We start from the raw sequence: 16,945 nt of genomic DNA on the forward strand, positions 1-16,945 counted from the left end.
ACGAGGAATGTTCTCTAAGCGTTCCACCGTGCCCGAAAACGCGAATCACGATAGTGCCTGGCTCGAAGGCCTGAACCCGCCCCAGCGCGAGGCGGTAACCACAACCGAAGGCCCCGTGCTCATGCTTGCGGGCGCAGGCACCGGCAAGACCGCCGCGCTCACCGCACGCCTTGCCAACCTGCTGCGCCAGCGCCTCGCCTGGCCAAGCGAAATTCTGTGCGTGACCTTCACCAACAAGGCCGCGCGCGAAATGCGCGAGCGTGTGGGCGCACTGATCGGGCCTGCGGTCGAAGGAATGCCGTGGCTCGGCACCTTTCATTCCATCGCGGCCAAGATGCTGCGCCGCCATGCCGAACTCGTCGGCCTGCAACCGACATTCACCATAATCGACACCGATGATCAGTTGCGCCTGCTCAAGCAGCTGATTCAGGCGGAGGGCATCGACGACAAGCGCTGGCCGGCCAAGCAGCTTGCCGGCCTGATCGACCGGTGGAAGAACCGCGGGCTCAATCCGGCCGATCTCGATGCGCTGGAGAACGAGGCCTATGCCAATGGCAAGGGCCAGCGCTTCTACGCGCTCTATCAGAACCGCCTGAAGGATCTCAACGCCTGCGATTTCGGCGACCTGACCCTGCACATGCTCAACATCTTCCGGCGTGAGCGCGACATTCTGGAGAGCTGGCAGCAGCGCTTCAAATACGTGATGGTGGACGAATACCAGGACACCAACGCGGTGCAGTACCTCTGGCTGCGCCTGCTCGCCCAGAACCGCAAGAACATCTGCGTGGTGGGCGACGACGACCAGTCGATCTATTCATGGCGCGGCGCAGAAGTGGCCAACATCCTGCGGTTTGAAAAGGACTTTCCCGGCGCGAAAGTAATCAAGCTCGAACAGAACTATCGCTCCACCCCGCACATCCTCGGCGCGGCATCAGGCCTGATTGCGGAGAACTCCGAACGGCTTGGCAAGACACTGTGGACCGAGATCGACAGTGGCGAAAAGGTCCGCGCGATCGGCGTATGGGACGGGCCCGAAGAAGCGCGCCGCGTCGGCGAGGAGATCGAACGCCTCGAACGTGAGGGGCTGCCGCTCGACCGCGTCGCCATCCTCGTGCGCGCGCAGTTCCAGACGCGCGAGTTCGAAGATCGCTTCATCCAGATCGGGCTGGGTTATCGCATTGTCGGCGGCTTCCGCTTTTACGAACGCGCCGAAATCCGCGATGCACTCGCCTACCTGCGCATTATTGCCAGCCCGCAGGACGACCTTGCCTTCGAGCGCATCTACAACACCCCCAAGCGCGGCCTTGGCGACAAGACGCTGGAAAAGCTCCATCGCCATGCCCGTGCGCGCACCATGCCGCTTTCGCTGGCGGCGGTCGAAATCCTCGACACCGACGAATTGCCCGCCCGCGCGCGAGGAACGCTCGCCGCGCTGATGCGCAATTTCGCCAAGTGGCGCGACGACGCCAAAACCCTGGTCCCCGCAGAACTCGTCCGCACGATCCTCGATGAGAGCGGCTATACCGGCGCACTTCAGGCCGAAAAGACGGCCGAGGCGACAGGCCGTTTGGAAAACCTCTCCGAACTCGCCCGCGCGATGGAGGAATACGAAACGCTCGGCGATTTCCTCGAGCACGTCAGCCTCGTAATGGACAACGAGGCTGCGGCGGACACCGAGAAGGTCACGATCATGACCATCCACGCCGCCAAGGGCCTCGAATTCGACCATGTGTTCCTGCCGGGTTGGGAGGAAGGCGTATTCCCCTCGCAGCGTGCACTCGACGAAGGCGGCCTCGCCAGCCTCGAGGAAGAGCGCCGCCTTGCCTATGTCGCGATCACCCGCGCGCGCCGTCGCTGCACGATCCTCCACGCCGCCAATCGCCGCATTTACGGCCAATGGACAAGCTCGATCCCCTCGCGCTTCATCGGCGAACTGCCGCCTGAACATGTCGAGGAGGAAACAACCCTGTCAGGCGGAGCATCGCTATGGCGCGCCAACTGGAGCGAGCGCGATGATCCCTTCGCCCACGTTGCGCAAGCCAAGCCCTCGCGAGGCATGAACCGTGGCCCCGGTTGGCAGCGCGCCGCCGCCCAGCCGCTTGCCCCTGCCCGCCGCATCCCCGAAGCCACCCGCAGCGCCGCAAGCTTCGCTGCGAAACCGCGCGGCGACATCGCCATAGGCGCACGTGTCTTCCACGAGAAGTTCGGATATGGCGCGGTGGTCGAGCAGGAAGGCAACAAGCTCGAGATCGATTTCGAGAGCAGCGGCCGCAAGCGCGTGATCGACAGCTTCGTCAAACTGGCGGAATAGTTTGGGTGCTCGCCCCTTGGCCTTCCAAGGAAAGTGGCCAGCTTAGGGCCAGCCAACCGGCTTGATCAGAGTGCAGAAACACCCAGGAAACCGGGAACTGGGCCGTTCCAGTCACCCGGTTTGCCCGGACCGTCGCCACCGTCGCGGCGCGGCGTCGGCTCCGACCGGAGAGCGCGGCTAGGCTCGGCAACGGGCGCTCGCTCCTGACGGGCGGGACGGTCTTCGCGGGCAGGTCGTTCCTCACGCGGAGCACGCGGCTCGCGCGGTGTGCGCTCTTCACGCGGCGTGCGAGCTTCGCGCGCGGGGCGCTTCTCGCGTGGCGCACGTTCCGGGCGTTTGGCCTCTTCCGCCTCAGCCACCTCGGCCTTGGCGCCGCGCGGCTTGCGTTCGGCCTTTTCGGCAACCTCGATCTTGAATTCGGGAATTTTGGTTCCCTGCAGCTTCTCGACGTTCTCGATCGCCTCGACATCGTCGTCCGAAACCAGCGTGAACGCCCGGCCGGTCGCGCCGCCACGGCCGGTGCGGCCGATGCGGTGGACGTAATCGTCCGGGTGCCACGGCGTGTCGAAGTTGAACACGTGGCTCACGCCCTTGACGTCGAGCCCGCGTGCCGCAACGTCCGAGGCGCACAGGATGTTGATCCCGCCGTCCTTGAACTTCTGCAGTTCGGCATTGCGCGCGTTCTGGTCCATGTCGCCATGGATTTCACCCGCCGCAAAGCCATGGCTCTGCAACGACTTTGCGAGTTCACGCACGGTCGTCTTGCGATTGGCAAAAACGATCGCGGTGGTCACGTTGTCGGTGCGCAGCAGGTGGCGCAACACTTCGCGCTTGGCGCGCGAGGCACAGCGGACCTTGTGCTGGACGATGTTGGTGTTGGTGCTGGCGGGCCGCGCCACTTCGATGTGCTTGGGGTTCGACAGAAACTTGTCGGCCAGCTTCTTGATCACCGGCGGCATCGTTGCCGAGAACAGCAGCGTCTGACGCTGGGCGGGTAGCTTGGTGCAGATGTTTTCGATGTCGGGAATGAACCCCATGTCGAGCATCCGGTCAGCCTCGTCGATCACCAGCAGTTCGCAGCCCGTGAGCAGGATCTTGCCGCGTTCGAACAGGTCCATGAGACGGCCCGGCGTTGCAATCAGCACGTCGACGCCATCCTGCAACGCCTTGACCTGATCCCCCATCTGCACGCCGCCGATCAGCAACGCCATCTTGAGGTCATGGTTCTTGCCATACTTCTCGAAGTTCTCGGCTACCTGCGCTGCCAGTTCGCGCGTGGGTTCGAGGATCAGCGAACGCGGCATCAGCGCACGACGGCGACCATGCGCGAGAATATCGATCATCGGCAGCACGAAGCCCGCCGTCTTGCCCGTGCCGGTCTGGGCAATGCCGATGATGTCGCGCATCATCAGAACCGATGGAATCGCCTGCGCCTGGATCGGGGTCGGCTCGTCATAACCGGCGTCGAGCACCGACTGGAGCAATTCATCCGAGAGGCCGAGATCGGCAAACTTCATGCAGGCAATGTTCCGAAAACAAGAGGGGGCGCAATGGTTTGGCGCCTGTCCGGTCAGGACCTCCGCGAGGTCAGGCCGACACCGTTGTCGCGCTAAGACGATATGGGACGAAAAGTCAAGAAATCCGCATGATCAGCAAGACTTCAATCATCGTCCGGGACCAGCTCCCGCATCTTGGTGACCGCACAGTTGGCGCCGGCGCGGGAATGGATCGTGTCGCGGCCCGCACAAAGCTGGCCGTCCTCGTTCCGTTCGACGTAGAATCCCGAATAGAAGTCGCGCGCGTGGCACGACTTGTCGAGGCTGGCACCGATCAGCTTTCGACTTCGCGTGATCAGCAGCAGCCGGTCCGACGAATCGGGTTGAACCCCCGCGATGCTCGCGATCGGCAGGCATTTCGATGTCTTGCGTTCAAAAAATCGCGGTGGCTGCGGCGGCCCCGGCAAGGGAGCGAACATCTGCCCCGGAACGCGCGGCGCAATACGGATGATCATGCGCTGTTCGATCCGAACCTGATTCCAGCGTTCTTCGCCCAGACCCTGGGTGATGAAATCGGCAAAGGCGCGCTGGTCGAAGGCATCGTCGGCCATCGGCGGACCATCCGGAATGCTCGATGCGGCCCACTGCTGCGCAAGATCCATCTGCCGCACGCCACCCGCAGCGCCGGTCTGCTCGACCGACGCTGCCGGAAGCAGTAGCGCCAGTGACGCGAGAAGGTGGGCAATGCTCGGCATGATTGCGGCGTAAATACCTTTTTGACCCCACGCGACAGCAGGCTCCCGACGCCTGCCCCGTACCTTTTTACCCCTAGCCCCAAGGCTTGAACCTTGGCTTAACCTGTACGCGACGAAAAATGAATTGCCCTTGTCGAAGGTGCACAATAGCCGGACACGCGATGACCAATGCCTTCCTTGAAGAAGCGGCGCTGCTCCTTGGCGCCAAGGGCCTGACAACCGACCCGGCCGACCTCGCGCCGTGGTTGACCGACTGGCGCGGGCGCTACACCGGCAAGGCGCTGGCCCTCGCCTCCCCCGCCAGCACGGCCGAAGTATCGGCGCTGGTCCGGCTCTGTGCGCGGCATGGTGTGCCGATCGTGCCGCAAGGGGGCAACAGCGGAATGTCGGGCGGCGCCACCCCGTTCGACAGTGGCACCGAACTCATTATCTCGCTGCGCCGGATGAACCGCATCATCGCTCTCGACGCGCAGGCCCGCAGCGCAACCTGCGAGGCAGGCGTCATTCTTCAGGTTCTGCACGAAGCCGCCGAAGCACAGGGCCTGCGCTTCCCGCTGTCGCTGGGTGGCAAGGGCTCGGCAACGATCGGCGGCCTTGTTTCGACCAACGCCGGCGGCACCCAGGTCCTGCGCCACGGTTCGATGCGCGCGCTGGTGACGGGGCTGGAAGGCGTGCTTCCCGATGGCGCGGTATTCAACCAGCTTGTCCCGCTCAAGAAGGACAATCGCGGGTTCGACCTTAAGCAGATCCTGATCGGTTCCGAAGGCACGCTCGGTATTGTCACGGCCGCGACGCTCAGGCTGGAGCCGGCCATCGCGGGCCGATGCGTCATGTGGGCCGGCGCCCCGTCGCTCCACGCCGCCCGCGCGCTGCTGCTTCTGGCGCAGGACATGGCGGGTGACCTGCTCGAAGGCTTCGAGGTGCTGCCCCAGCACAGCCTGGAGGCAGTCCTGGCCTATCTGCCAGATGCTCGCGCACCTCTGGGCGAACCGCACGCGTGGCACGCCCTGGTCGAACTGGTAGCCGGTGATGCCGCGACTGCCGCACGCCTGCCGGAGGTGGCAGAGCGTCTGCTCGCCACGGCATTCGACAAAGGCATCATTGCCGATGCCACGATCGCAGCGAGCGAGGATCAGGCCGAGCGGCTCTGGCTGATCCGCGAGACCATCTCGCCTGCCGAGCGCGCGATCGGCCCTGCGATGCAACACGACATCTCGGTCCCCGTCGCGCAGATGCCCGCTTTCGTCGAAGCGGCTGTTCCCCGACTTGAGGCCGACTGGCCAGGCACGCGGGCAGTCTGCTTCGGGCATCTTGGCGATGGCAACGTCCACTTTCACGTGATTGCCCCAGCCGGCGCCGAACGCGCGGCCTGGGAGGCGGGCGATGGCAAGGCAATCAGTCGGCAGGTCCACGACATGGTCACGGCATGGGGCGGCTCGATCTCCGCCGAGCACGGCATTGGCCGTCTCAAGCGCGACGAACTGGAGCGCCTGGCCGACCCGGTGATGTTGGCGACGATGCGTGCGATCAAGCGCGCGCTCGACCCACAGGGTCTCATGAACCCGGGAAAGCTTGTCTGACGCAGCTTGCGCGGCCTATTGCCAGCCCCTAAAGACGTCCGTTCCCGCCAGTACCGCGGCGTGCCGCGCGTTATCTGTTGAATTTCTGGAGAGATGCCAAATGGCCAGCGCGCCGCAAGCCAACCTGCCGATGTTCTACAACGACCTCATGCCGCTCAACAGCCGTGACCACGCCACGTGGAAGGCCAAGAACGCGGATGCAGCGCCCTGGCTCGTCGGCCAGCACGCCATCCCCTTGACGGCAGAGGAATTTCCGCAGGCTGCGCGTCACTATCCGATCATCTTTGCATCGGGTGACAACCCCGTCCCGCTCGCCCTGATGGGTCTCAACGAAGGCGTGAATGTCTTTGTCGACGAAGATGGCAAGGTCACGCAGCCGATCTACATCCCGGCCTATGTGCGCCGTTATCCCTTCCTGCTCGCCAAGCTGAACCCCAGCAGCGACGAGCTTTCGCTCTGCTTCGACCCGTCGTCGGGCCTGATCGGTGATTCGGTCGGCGAAGGGCAGGACCTGTTCACCGACGGCCAGCCCTCGGACGCAACGAAGGCAGCCCTCGGTTTCTGCGAACAGTTCGAACAGGCCGGTCAGCGCACCCAGGCGTTCATCGACGAACTCAAGAAGCATGATCTGCTGATGGAAGGCGAAGTCGCCATCCAGCAGGAAGGTAACGAGCAGCCGTTCATCTACCGCGGCTTTCAGATGGTGAACCAGGAGAAGCTCCGCGAAGTGCGCGGCGACATCCTGCGTGGCTGGGCGCAGAGCGGGCTTCTGCCGCTGCTCTACGCGCACCTGTTCTCGCTCGAACTGATCAGCCAGGTCTTTGGCGCGCAGGTCAACCAGGGCAAGGGTCCGATCCCGGCAGTTCCAGTTCCTGCCGAGTAATCGCGTCCGGAAACATTCTGGCCACAGGTCAACAAAAAAGGCGACGGACCCAACGGTTCGTCGCCTTTTTCCTTGGGGTGTGACAAATTTCCCTCGAAACCCCTTGCGAGCAATCAACCGGTCACCTAAATGTGAGTCGTTGCGGCGTGGCTCCCCTCATGGCCCGTTGCAACTGGTGCACCTCGGTGCACCTCCTCCCTGAACCTTGGCCACCTGGAGCATGTCTCCAGGTGGCTTTTTCTTGGCCTTCAGGAGTTTACTCGGCGGCCGCGCGCCAACGATCGCGATCGGATGCGCGGCCAAGATCGGCCACATCCACGGCCAGCCGCCGCACCAGCCCGATCAGCAGATCGACCGTGGCGTTAAACCCGGGACCGGGTTCTGCCAGCCGCGAATCGAGATAACAGGTGCGATCGACCTCTAACTGCAGGCAGTGCAGGCCTTCATGCCGCCGTGCATGGCGCTCGAGCACGAAGCCGCCGGCGTACGGCCGGTTGTGAGCCGCCCGTCGCGCCGATTCGGTGAACACGCTGAAGGCCGACCCGACAATCCCGCCATCGCACGACGCTCCGAAGCGGTCTCCGACGACGAATTCGGGTGCACCCTCGCCCGGCGATCGCGCGGCAAGCGGCGGCATCGAATGCAGATCGATCAGCAGCGCAGCGCCCCACCGGTCACGGATCGACTCGAGCGCGTTGGCCAGAGCCGCGTGATAGGGCTGATGGATGGAGGCGATTCGCTCGTGCAGTTCGCCGTGATCGAGCCGACGCTTCCACAATTCGCCCAGACCGGGCAAACGGCGCGGAATGAGGCCGAGCCCGCTGCGTGCCCTTCGTCCGAACGCACTGGGTGCTGCAGAAGCGTCCGCCGGGGCCCCACCGAGCATTTCCCAGTCGACGTCGTCGCTCGACCGGTTGAGATCGAGCATGGCGCGCGGGGCGTGGGCGATCAGCAGTGCCGCTCCAGTCTCGCGCGAGACTGCCTCGCCGAGCAGGTCGGCATAGCGATCCTCGAGCCGGGGCGCGGCAAAGGCGGGATGGCGCATCCGGTCGAGCAGCGACTTGGCATAGGCGCGCCCTGCGTGCGGGACGGCGATGACGACTGGGATTGGAGACGGATTGCTGGTTTTCAGCGAAAAAGCAGGCACGCCGGGGTTGCCGGGCACCGCCCCACCCTGGACCAGTATCGAATCGCCCGCTTGCTCGCCTGACTGATGCATGACGAAACCGTGCAACCGATTCGCAGCGAAGTCAAAAATGCTCCGGTGCCTTTGTCGGGAGAATCTTAACCCGATCAGGTCTATATCGAGCGCCCGTTCGGTGCCATCTGACCCGAACTTCAGACCACGATAACAGACAAAGGTTGGCCATGATCCGGATCCTGCTCGCCGAAGACGAAGAGGCGATGCGCACATATCTTTCGCGCGCTCTGGAAAACGCCGGCTTCTTGGTGGTTTCGGTCGATCGCGGCACTGCCGCCATCCCGCTTCTCGAACGCGAGCACTTCGACCTGCTGCTTTCCGACATCGTCATGCCGGAAATGGACGGAATCGAACTCGCTCAGCGCTGTGCCGAAATCAGCCCGACCACGAAGGTCATGTTCATCACCGGCTTTGCCGCCGTCACGCTCAAGGCAAATCGCGAAGCACCCCAGGCGCGCGTCCTGTCAAAGCCGTTCCACCTCAAGGATCTCGTGCTCGAGGTGGAGCGCGTGTTCGAGGACACCCCGTTTGCCGGTAGCCGCCAGCCCTGATTCGCCAACCCTCGGCAAGGTCTTCCCGATTCTCTGCAATTACCCCCTTGCCTTGGCCAAATGCGGGGGCTAATGGGCCGCTTCCCGACGATGCCAAGGGCAACCAAGGCACCGCAGGGCAAGCACGATGGTGCGGGCGTATAGCTCAGTGGTAGAGCACTATGTTGACATCGTAGGGGTCGCAAGTTCAATCCTTGCTACGCCCACCATCGCATGAAAAACCCCGCCTCCGCGGGGTTTTTTCTTGTCCTGATCCTGCTGGCGGAGCGATCGGATCGCCCCGCCCGGAAGCTCACTTGCCCTGCCAGTCGGGCTTGCGCTTCTCGGCAAAGGCTGTCGCGCCCTCGCGCGCGTCGGCCGAGACGAACACCGGCCCGACAATCGCCTGCTGCTTGTCCCACATCTCGGCGTCGGTCCATTCGTGCGACTGGCTGATCACCGCCTTCGACGCGATCAGCGCAAGCGGGCCGTTCGCGGCGATCCGCTCGGCCAATGCACGCGCCTCGGCCAGCGCCGGGCCATCGGACACCCGATTGACGAAACCCAGCTCATAAGCACGCGCCGCGCCGATGAAGTCACCGGTCAGCGCCAGTTCCATCGCGATGCGGGGCGGGATCTGGCGTGGCAGCTTGATCAGCCCGCCCGCCGCTGCTGCCAGCCCGCGCTTGGTCTCCGGAATGCCGAACTGCGCGCCCGCGCTTGCAACGATAAGGTCGCAGGCCAGCGCCACTTCCATGCCGCCTGCCAGCGCATAGCCGTCGACCGCCGCGATCAATGGCTTCTTGGCCCCGCGCATCGCGATACCGGCAAATCCTCGCCCTTCGACATGCGGCTTCTCGCCGCGCACGAAAGCCTTCAGGTCCATCCCCGAACAGAACGTGCCGCCCGCACCCGTGATGATCGCGCAGCGCAGCTCGGCTTCCGCGTCGAGACGGTCAAGCGCGTCGGCGATCCCTTGCGCCACCGCGCCGTTCACCGCGTTCTTCGCCTCGGGACGGTTGATCGTGATGATAAGGACGTTGCCGTCCACTTCGGTCAGGACTTCGCTCATGCTTGTCTCCTTGGGCTTAATCGTTTGATTAAGCTCTAGAGTGACCTCGACCCTCAAGTCCAGCCCTCTATTGCCCCGTTCTACCCGAATTGGCGCGCCTTCTTGCGCGCGCGCGCGCCTCTGCTAAGGGGAAGCGCAATTTCTCCCCAGCATCGAAAGACAGGACGGACATGGCGAAGATCAAGGTGAAAAACCCGGTCGTCGAGATCGACGGCGACGAAATGACCCGGATCATCTGGGAATGGATCCGCGAACGCCTGATCCTCCCATATCTCGACATCGATCTGAAGTACTACGATCTCTCGGTCCAGAAGCGCGACGAGACCAACGACCAGATCACGATCGATTCCGCCAACGCGATCAAGCAGTACGGCGTCGGCGTGAAGTGCGCCACGATCACGCCTGACGAACAGCGCGTCGAGGAATTCAATCTCAAGTCGATGTGGAAGTCGCCCAACGGTACCATCCGCAATATCCTCGGCGGCGTGGTCTTCCGCGAACCCATCGTGATCCAGAATGTGCCGCGCCTCGTGCCGGGCTGGACCGATCCTATCGTCGTTGGCCGTCACGCATTTGGTGACCAGTATCGCGCCACCGACTTCCTCGTCCCCGGCCCCGGCAAGCTGCGCCTCGTCTGGGAAGGCGACAACGGCGAAGTGATCGACCGCGAAGTCTTCAAGTACCCGTCGGCCGGCGTCGCCATGGCGATGTACAACCTCGACGATTCGATCCGCGACTTTGCGCGCGCCTCGTTCAATTACGGTCTGAACCTCGGTTGGCCGGTCTACCTGTCGACCAAGAACACGATCCTCAAGGCCTATGACGGCCGCTTCAAGGACCTGTTCCAGGAAGTGTTCGACAGTGAAGGCTTCAAGGAAAAGTTTGCTGCCGCCGGCATCGTGTACGAACACCGCCTGATCGACGACATGGTCGCATCGGCCCTCAAGTGGTCGGGCAAGTTCGTCTGGGCATGCAAGAACTATGACGGCGACGTTCAGTCCGACACCGTCGCGCAAGGGTTCGGCTCGCTCGGCCTGATGACTTCGGTCCTGATGACGCCGGACGGCAAGACCGTCGAAGCCGAAGCCGCACACGGCACCGTCACACGTCACTATCGCCAGCACCAGCAGGGCAAGCAGACCTCGACCAACCCGATTGCGTCGATCTTTGCCTGGACCCGCGGCCTGATGTATCGTGGCAAGTTCGACGAGACGCCGGAAGTCGTGAAGTTTGCCGAGACGCTCGAGCGCGTCTGCATCGAAACCGTCGAGAGCGGCAAGATGACGAAGGACCTCGCGCTGCTCATCGGCCCCAGCCAGGCCTGGATGACCACCGAGAAGTTCTTCGAAGCCATCGTCGAGAACCTCGAGGCGGAAATGGCCAAGGACGCCTGAGCCGCGTACTCATCGCATGAATGACGAAGGCCCCGGTTCACCCCGGGGCCTTTTTCTTTGCCAGATCGCCGCTGCAGTCCATTGCGGCAATATTCGGACATGCCTTTGGCCGTGACACCCTGCACGCCCTCCCCTAACCTCATGGCATGGCAGGCAATCTCGAACCGACTACCGCACTTTCCGATGTTCTCGTGGTCCTTGGCGCTGCCGGGATCGTCATTCCGGCCTTCGCGCGGTTGCGCATCACCCCGATCATCGGCTTCATTCTCGTTGGCCTTGCGGTCGGCCCGTTCGGCCTCGGATCGCTGGTTGCGCAATATCCGTGGCTCTATCACGTCACCATAACCGACCCCGCCGCGATCACGCCCTTTGCCGAATTCGGCATAATCCTGCTGCTGTTCGAGATCGGCCTCGAACTCTCGTTCAACCGCCTGTGGGACATGCGCCGCCTTGTCTTCGGCCTCGGCGCAATGGAACTGGGCGTCTCGGCGTTCCTGCTTTCCGGCGTGCTCATGGCAACGGGCCTGCCGATCAGCGGCGCGTTCGGCCTCGGCCTCGCGCTCGCGCTATCTTCGACCGCGCTTGTGCTGCCGATCAGTGGCACGCATGGTCCGGTAGGACGCGCTGCACTCGCCATGCTTCTGTTCGAAGACATCGCACTCGTGCCGATCATCTTCCTGCTCGGCGCCTTTGCGCCCTTTGCGGCGCAGGATGCAGGCCCCAGCATCGGTGAGACTTTGCTCTATGGCGCGCTGGTCGTCGCCGCATTGCTCGTCTTCGGCCGCCTCCTCCTGCCGCGCCTTTTTGCCCAGGCCGCCCAGACCAAGAGCCCCGAACTCTTCTTGGCCGCCACGATGCTCGTCGTCATCGCCTCGGCGCTGTCCACCTCGCTTGTCGGCCTCTCGCCGATCATGGGCGCATTGCTCGCTGGCTTGCTGATCGCCGAGACCGAGTATCACACCGAAGTCGAGGCGATCACGAAGCCGTTCAAGGGCCTCGCACTCGGCGTGTTCCTGATCACCATCGGCATGGGCATCGACCTGCGCGTGGTCTGGGCCGAAATCGTGCCACTGACGATCGCCGTTCTCGGCGTGGTCGTGCTCAAGGCGCTGGTCACCGGCTTTGCCCTGCGCGCCATGGGCAAGGCGCGTGCCACTGCGCTCCAGACCGGCATCCTCATGGCCAGCCCGTCGGAAACCACACTGATCGTGCTGACCGCCGCTGCCGAAGCCGCGCTGATCGATCGCGAGACCGCGCAGTTCTGGCAGATCGTCACTGCCATCGGCCTGACGATCACCCCCATGCTGGCCAAGCTTGGCGAGACTTGGGCGGGCCGTCTCGACAAGGGCACTGCCGATGCGGGCCAGTCCATGCCCGTCGCCGAACCTGACGGCGAGCGTGTCGTGGTGATGGGCTTCGGCCGCGTCGGCCGCCTGATCTCCGACATGCTCACTGTCCATGGCGCCCAATGGCTCGGCATCGACAGCAACCCGGAAATCGTCAAAGCCGCCCGCAAGGAGGGTCGCCCCGTTCTGTTCGGCAATGTCGACAGCGAAACCGCGATCCAGCGCCTCGGCCTCGACAACGCCCGCGCGATGATCCTGACGATGGACGAGCCTGTGCTGATCCTGCGCATGGTCAAGCGCCTGCGCGCCGCGCACGCCAACCTTCCGATCATCGTGCGCGCGCGCGACGCTGCTCACGCCGCCGAGCTCTACAAGGCCGGAGCCAGCCATGCGGTGCCCGAAACCCTTGAAAGCTCGCTACAGTTGTCCGAAGCCGTGCTGGTCGATCTCGGCTTCCCGATGGGCCCGGTCATCGCTTCGATCCACGAAAAGCGCGACGAATTCCGCCAGCAGATCAAGGAAGAGGGCGAACTGAACTCGCTGCCCAAGCTCAAGTCCGCCTCGTTGCGCGAACGCTCCACCTAGAGCGCAACCGCGGCTCGCCTCGTGCGTTGGTGGGGCAAGGAGAGCAGATATGAGCAAGTCCAACGAGCCCGACCTCAGCCCCAGGACCCAGCGCGACCAGCCGGACAAAGGCGCGATCAAATCGCCTCAACAGACCGATGCGACAATGCGTGAAAAAGACCTCGCACGAGGCTCGGAGCCTGAGACGCGCGGTCCCAGCAGGCAACGCTGAACGCAAAAGCCCCTCCTCTAACGAGGAGGGGTTTTGCATTTACGGTATACAGTAGCTTCAGGCTGCCAGCACAGCCTTTGCGGCTGCAACGGCTTCCACGGCCTTCGAACCGTCCGGCCCGCCGCCCTGCGCCATGTCTGCGCGACCACCGCCGCCTTTGCCGCCGAGCGCTTCGACGCCGGCACGCACGAGATCGACCGCGCTGACCTTGCCGATAAGATCCTCGGTCACGGCAGCGGCAATGCTCGCCTTGCCCTCATTGACCGCAACGACAACTGCCACGCCCGAGCCGAGGCGCTGCTTGGCCTGATCGAGCAACCCGCGCAGTTCCTTGGGATCCAGTCCGTCAAGAACCTGGCCTGAGAACTTCACGCCGTTCACGTCCTCGTCGGCGCTTTCGGCCTTGGCTCCGCCGCCGCCAAGCGCCAGCGCCTTCTTGGCTTCGGCGAGTTCACGCTCGAGCTTCTTGCGCTCGTCCATGAGTGCCGCCACGCGCGCCTCGACGTCCTCGGGCGTGGTGCGCAGGATTGCGGCGGTATTCTTGAGCGCATCCTCGCGCGCAACGAACCACTGGCGCGCCCCTTCGCCGGTCAGCGCTTCGATGCGGCGGACGCCCGACGAAACCGCGCTTTCGCTGACGATGCGGAAGACGCCGATATCGCCCAGTGCCCGCACATGCGTCCCGCCGCACAGTTCCACCGAATAGTGCTTGTCGGTCGCGCGACCCATGCTGAGCACGCGTACTTCGTCACCGTACTTCTCGCCGAACAGCGCCATGGCACCGGCCTCGATCGCGTCATCCGGGCTCATCAGGCGCGTGGACACGGTTTCGTTTGCGCGGATCTCGGCGTTCACCTCGGCTTCGATCGCAGCGATATCTTCCGGAGTGAGTGCGGTCGGCTGTGCAAAGTCGAAGCGCAGGCGGTCGGCAGCAACCAGCGATCCCTTCTGGGTAACGTGCCCGCCAAGCCGGTTGCGCAGCGCCGCATGAAGAAGGTGCGTGGCCGAATGGTTGGCACGGATTGCATCACGACGCTCGACGTCGATGTCGAGCTTCACGACGTCACCGACCTTTATCGTTCCCGCATCCACCTTCGCATTGTGCGCGTGCAGGCGGCCAAGCGGCTTCGACGTGTCGCCAACGGTGATAGCAAGGCCGTCGGTCCCGGTGATCGTCCCCGCATCCCCGGTCTGGCCGCCGCTCTCGCCATAGAAGGGCGTCTGGTTGACGATCACCGTTACGGCTTCGCCAGCGCCCGCGCTCTCGACTTCCCTGCCGTCCTTGACCAGCGCAACAACCTGCGCCTCGCCGGTCGTGGCGGTGTAACCGGTGAACTCGGTTGCGCCGACGCGTTCGGCGATATCGAACCACACCTCGCCATCGGCAGCCTGGCCCGAGCCCTTCCACGCCGCACGCGCTGCCGCCTTCTGCTGCGCCATCGCGGCATCAAAGCCCTCGCGATCAACGCTGATACCGCGGGCTCGCAGGGCGTCCTCGGTCAGATCGTAGGGGAAGCCGTAGGTGTCGTAGAGCTTGAACGCGGTTTCGCCGGGCAGCTTGTCGCCTTCGCCCAGCGCGCCGGTCGTCTCGTCAAGCAGCTTGAGTCCGTTCGAAAGCGTGCGGCGGAACTGCACTTCCTCGCGGAGCAGCGTTTCCTCGATCAGCGGCTGCGCGCGGCCAAGCTCGGGATAGGCCGCGCCCATCTCCGCCACCAGCGCGGGCACAAGGCGGTGCATCAACGGGTCGCGCGCGCCCAGCAGGTGCGCGTGGCGCATCGCGCGGCGCATGATCCGGCGCAGCACATAGCCGCGCCCTTCGTTCGAAGGCAGCACGCCATCGGCCAGCAGGAAGCTGGTCGAACGCAGATGGTCGGCAATCACCCGATGGCTGGCGCGCTGCTCGCCCTCGGCCTTGACCGAGGTCAGGCTTTCCGACGCGGCGATCAGCGCCCTGAACGTGTCGGTATCGTAATTGTCATGCTCTCCCTGCAGCACAGCCGCGATGCGTTCCAGTCCCATGCCGGTATCGATGCTGGGCTTGGGCAGGCTGCCGGTGATCTCGCCCGCAGTCTGTTCGAACTGCATGAACACGAGATTCCATATCTCGATGAAACGGTCACCATCCTCCTCAGCCGATCCCGGAGGACCGCCCCAGATGTGATCGCCGTGGTCGAAGAAGATTTCCGAACACGGGCCGCACGGACCATCATCGCCCATCGCCCAAAAGTTGTCCTTCGTCGCGATGCGGATGATGCGGTCCTCAGGCAGGCCCGCGATCTTCTTCCACAACTCGAACGCCTCGTCATCGGTGTGATAGACCGTGGCGAGCAGCTTGTCCTTGGGCAGACCCCATTCGCGCGTCAGCAGCGTCCACGCATGGGTGATCGCCTGCTCCTTGAAATAATCGCCGAACGAGAAATTGCCGAGCATCTCGAAGAACGTGTGATGCCGCGCGGTATAGCCCACGTTGTCGAGATCGTTGTGCTTGCCGCCCGCCCGCACGCACTTCTGCGACGAGGTCGCGCGAGGCACGGCCCGGGTTTCCAGCCCCGTGAAAACGTTCTTGAACGGGACCATGCCGGCGTTCACGAACATCAGGGTCGGATCGTTGTAGGGCACGAGCGGCGCGGACTGCACCACGTCGTGTCCGGCCGAGCCGAAATAGTCGAGGAAGGAGCGGCGGATTTCGTTCGTCGAAGTCATGAACCGCCGATTAGGCGAGGGTTCGGCGTGCTACAAGCACGTTTCATCCATCATGGTGATCGGAGGTGGCGCTAATCAGCCATGCCGCCGCCCTGAAGGTGACGCGATTGCCATCGCAATGTGCCTCGACCAGTTCGAGAAGCCGCCGTTCGAACGCCACACGCTCCCGCTCGGGTAATGTGCGCATCGCAAAGGCAGAGGGCCCGATTCGCAGGAACAGCGCCATGGCTTCCACCACCGGATCCTCGCCCGCGCCTGCCACATAGGCGAAATCGACCGGCGTAAATGCGAGGTCCCGCCATCCGGCCAAGCATTCACGCACGCGATCGGGCTGTGCGAAAGCGAACGGACCGGGGACATAGCCCTCGAACGGCGCATCGACGGTCGGGAGCAGGCTGGCGATCGCGCTGGCCCATTCGTTCTCTGCAGGCGCGCGAAAGCATGACAATACCATACGCGTTGCCGAAGTTGCCGAGGCCGCGAGGTGCCGGAAAGCCGCTGCCGGATCGGCGAAGAACATCACCCCATGGCGCGAGACATAGAGATCGGACGGTCCTTCTGGATTGATCCACTGGGATGCGTCAGCCAGATGAAACGACAGGTTGGGCCGCCCTGCACCTCGCTCGGTCGCTGCGGCGACAAGATCGGGCGAAATGTCGATGCCGACGACGCGCGCCTGGGGCCGGGCATCCGCAACCGCCACGGCCACCTCGCCGGCGCCACAGCCGATGTCGATGATCCTCTGTCCAGGCTCGCGCGCGATCGCCGCCAGCAAATGCGGCGTGAGCCCGCTGAAGGTTACGTCGGTGCGACGCCATTCGGCGGCCCAGTTGCGGCCGACGCCGCCCTGCCAGTCGGATGCATTCGTCATGCGAACG

13 protein-coding genes and 1 tRNA gene are annotated in these 16,945 nt (G+C 64.0%); 8 read left to right on the forward strand and 6 right to left on the reverse strand.

What is annotated here, in order from left to right:
* Positions 1 to 7: 7 nt before the first annotated feature.
* Positions 8 to 2,311 carry an ATP-dependent helicase gene (locus AC2A04_RS11505; RefSeq protein WP_484212480.1) on the forward strand — a complete coding sequence of 768 codons (2,304 nt, stop codon included), beginning with the start codon at positions 8 to 10 and terminating at the stop codon, positions 2,309 to 2,311.
* Between the two features lie 65 nt (positions 2,312 to 2,376).
* Here AC2A04_RS11505 and AC2A04_RS11510 read toward each other — a convergent pair whose 3' ends face one another.
* Together AC2A04_RS11510 and AC2A04_RS11515 are read right to left on the reverse strand one after the other, a co-directional pair.
* On the reverse strand, positions 2,377 to 3,828 hold the full coding sequence (locus tag AC2A04_RS11510) for a DEAD/DEAH box helicase (RefSeq protein ID WP_484212481.1): 1,452 nt from the start codon (positions 3,826 to 3,828) through the stop codon (positions 2,377 to 2,379).
* A gap of 143 nt (positions 3,829 to 3,971) precedes the next feature.
* Positions 3,972 to 4,562, reverse strand: coding sequence for a hypothetical protein (locus tag AC2A04_RS11515; protein ID WP_484212482.1), 591 nt, complete (start codon positions 4,560 to 4,562; stop codon positions 3,972 to 3,974).
* A gap of 161 nt (positions 4,563 to 4,723) precedes the next feature.
* Between AC2A04_RS11515 and AC2A04_RS11520 the strand changes: the two genes are divergently transcribed.
* Both AC2A04_RS11520 and AC2A04_RS11525 read left to right on the forward strand, forming a co-directional pair.
* Positions 4,724 to 6,142: an FAD-binding oxidoreductase gene (locus AC2A04_RS11520; protein ID WP_484212483.1), complete on the forward strand. Its 1,419-nt coding sequence runs from the start codon at positions 4,724 to 4,726 to the stop codon at positions 6,140 to 6,142.
* A 100-nt stretch (positions 6,143 to 6,242) separates the two neighbouring features.
* Entirely contained in the window at positions 6,243 to 7,025 is a 783-nt protein-coding gene (locus AC2A04_RS11525) for a SapC family protein (RefSeq protein WP_484212484.1), read from the forward strand.
* A gap of 256 nt (positions 7,026 to 7,281) precedes the next feature.
* Here the strand turns inward: AC2A04_RS11525 and AC2A04_RS11530 are convergent, their stop codons facing one another.
* Positions 7,282 to 8,244: an N-formylglutamate amidohydrolase gene (locus AC2A04_RS11530; RefSeq protein ID WP_484212485.1), complete on the reverse strand. Its 963-nt coding sequence runs from the start codon at positions 8,242 to 8,244 to the stop codon at positions 7,282 to 7,284.
* Positions 8,245 to 8,393: 149 nt separating this feature from the next.
* Between AC2A04_RS11530 and cpdR the strand changes: the two genes are divergently transcribed.
* Positions 8,394 to 8,777 carry a cell cycle two-component system response regulator CpdR gene (gene cpdR, locus AC2A04_RS11535; RefSeq protein ID WP_484212486.1) on the forward strand — a complete coding sequence of 128 codons (384 nt, stop codon included), beginning with the start codon at positions 8,394 to 8,396 and terminating at the stop codon, positions 8,775 to 8,777.
* A gap of 134 nt (positions 8,778 to 8,911) precedes the next feature.
* Positions 8,912 to 8,986: transfer RNA gene (locus tag AC2A04_RS11540), tRNA-Val, on the forward strand.
* A gap of 83 nt (positions 8,987 to 9,069) precedes the next feature.
* Here the strand turns inward: AC2A04_RS11540 and AC2A04_RS11545 are convergent.
* A complete protein-coding gene (locus AC2A04_RS11545; protein ID WP_484212487.1) occupies positions 9,070 to 9,828 on the reverse strand; it encodes a crotonase/enoyl-CoA hydratase family protein in 759 nt (252 codons plus the stop codon).
* A gap of 170 nt (positions 9,829 to 9,998) precedes the next feature.
* On the opposite strand from AC2A04_RS11545, the gene AC2A04_RS11550 reads away from it, so the two are divergent.
* The 3 genes from AC2A04_RS11550 (at position 9,999) to AC2A04_RS11560 (ending at position 13,364) form a co-directional block, all read left to right on the forward strand.
* Entirely contained in the window at positions 9,999 to 11,222 is a 1,224-nt protein-coding gene (locus AC2A04_RS11550) for an NADP-dependent isocitrate dehydrogenase (protein WP_484212488.1), read from the forward strand.
* A 146-nt stretch (positions 11,223 to 11,368) separates the two neighbouring features.
* Complete coding sequence (locus AC2A04_RS11555; protein ID WP_484212489.1) at positions 11,369 to 13,153, forward strand: cation:proton antiporter domain-containing protein; 1,785 nt, start codon at positions 11,369 to 11,371, stop codon at positions 13,151 to 13,153.
* 49 nt (positions 13,154 to 13,202) lie between these two features.
* Positions 13,203 to 13,364 (forward strand): hypothetical protein, encoded by a 162-nt coding sequence (locus AC2A04_RS11560; protein ID WP_484212490.1) that lies wholly within the window; start codon positions 13,203 to 13,205, stop codon positions 13,362 to 13,364.
* Positions 13,365 to 13,421: 57 nt separating this feature from the next.
* Here AC2A04_RS11560 and alaS read toward each other — a convergent pair whose 3' ends face one another.
* Positions 13,422 to 16,067 (reverse strand): alanine--tRNA ligase, encoded by a 2,646-nt coding sequence (gene alaS / locus AC2A04_RS11565; protein ID WP_484212491.1) that lies wholly within the window; start codon positions 16,065 to 16,067, stop codon positions 13,422 to 13,424.
* Between the two features lie 43 nt (positions 16,068 to 16,110).
* Positions 16,111 to 16,938, reverse strand: coding sequence for a class I SAM-dependent methyltransferase (locus tag AC2A04_RS11570; RefSeq protein WP_484212492.1), 828 nt, complete (start codon positions 16,936 to 16,938; stop codon positions 16,111 to 16,113).
* Between the last annotated feature and the right edge of the window lie 7 nt (positions 16,939 to 16,945).

The sequence above is a fragment of the Novosphingobium sp. HNCC26DJ243 genome, from assembly GCF_057180545.1.

Excerpts from the sequence above, each read along its gene's own strand:
- AC2A04_RS11550 (WP_484212488.1), top strand. The coding sequence starts at position 9,999 with ATGGCGAAGATCAAGGTGAAAAACCCGGTCGTCGAGATCGACGGCGAC.
- AC2A04_RS11505 (WP_484212480.1), top strand. The coding sequence starts at position 8 with ATGTTCTCTAAGCGTTCCACCGTGCCCGAAAACGCGAATCACGATAGT.
- AC2A04_RS11570 (WP_484212492.1), bottom strand. The coding sequence starts at position 16,938 with ATGACGAATGCATCCGACTGGCAGGGCGGCGTCGGCCGCAACTGGGCC.
- AC2A04_RS11560 (WP_484212490.1), top strand. The coding sequence starts at position 13,203 with ATGAGCAAGTCCAACGAGCCCGACCTCAGCCCCAGGACCCAGCGCGAC.
- AC2A04_RS11530 (WP_484212485.1), bottom strand. The coding sequence starts at position 8,244 with ATGCATCAGTCAGGCGAGCAAGCGGGCGATTCGATACTGGTCCAGGGT.
- AC2A04_RS11545 (WP_484212487.1), bottom strand. The coding sequence starts at position 9,828 with ATGAGCGAAGTCCTGACCGAAGTGGACGGCAACGTCCTTATCATCACG.
- cpdR (WP_484212486.1), top strand. The coding sequence starts at position 8,394 with ATGATCCGGATCCTGCTCGCCGAAGACGAAGAGGCGATGCGCACATAT.
- AC2A04_RS11525 (WP_484212484.1), top strand. The coding sequence starts at position 6,243 with ATGGCCAGCGCGCCGCAAGCCAACCTGCCGATGTTCTACAACGACCTC.
- alaS (WP_484212491.1), bottom strand. The coding sequence starts at position 16,067 with ATGACTTCGACGAACGAAATCCGCCGCTCCTTCCTCGACTATTTCGGC.
- AC2A04_RS11510 (WP_484212481.1), bottom strand. The coding sequence starts at position 3,828 with ATGAAGTTTGCCGATCTCGGCCTCTCGGATGAATTGCTCCAGTCGGTG.
- AC2A04_RS11555 (WP_484212489.1), top strand. The coding sequence starts at position 11,369 with ATGGCAGGCAATCTCGAACCGACTACCGCACTTTCCGATGTTCTCGTG.
- AC2A04_RS11520 (WP_484212483.1), top strand. The coding sequence starts at position 4,724 with ATGACCAATGCCTTCCTTGAAGAAGCGGCGCTGCTCCTTGGCGCCAAG.
- AC2A04_RS11515 (WP_484212482.1), bottom strand. The coding sequence starts at position 4,562 with ATGCCGAGCATTGCCCACCTTCTCGCGTCACTGGCGCTACTGCTTCCG.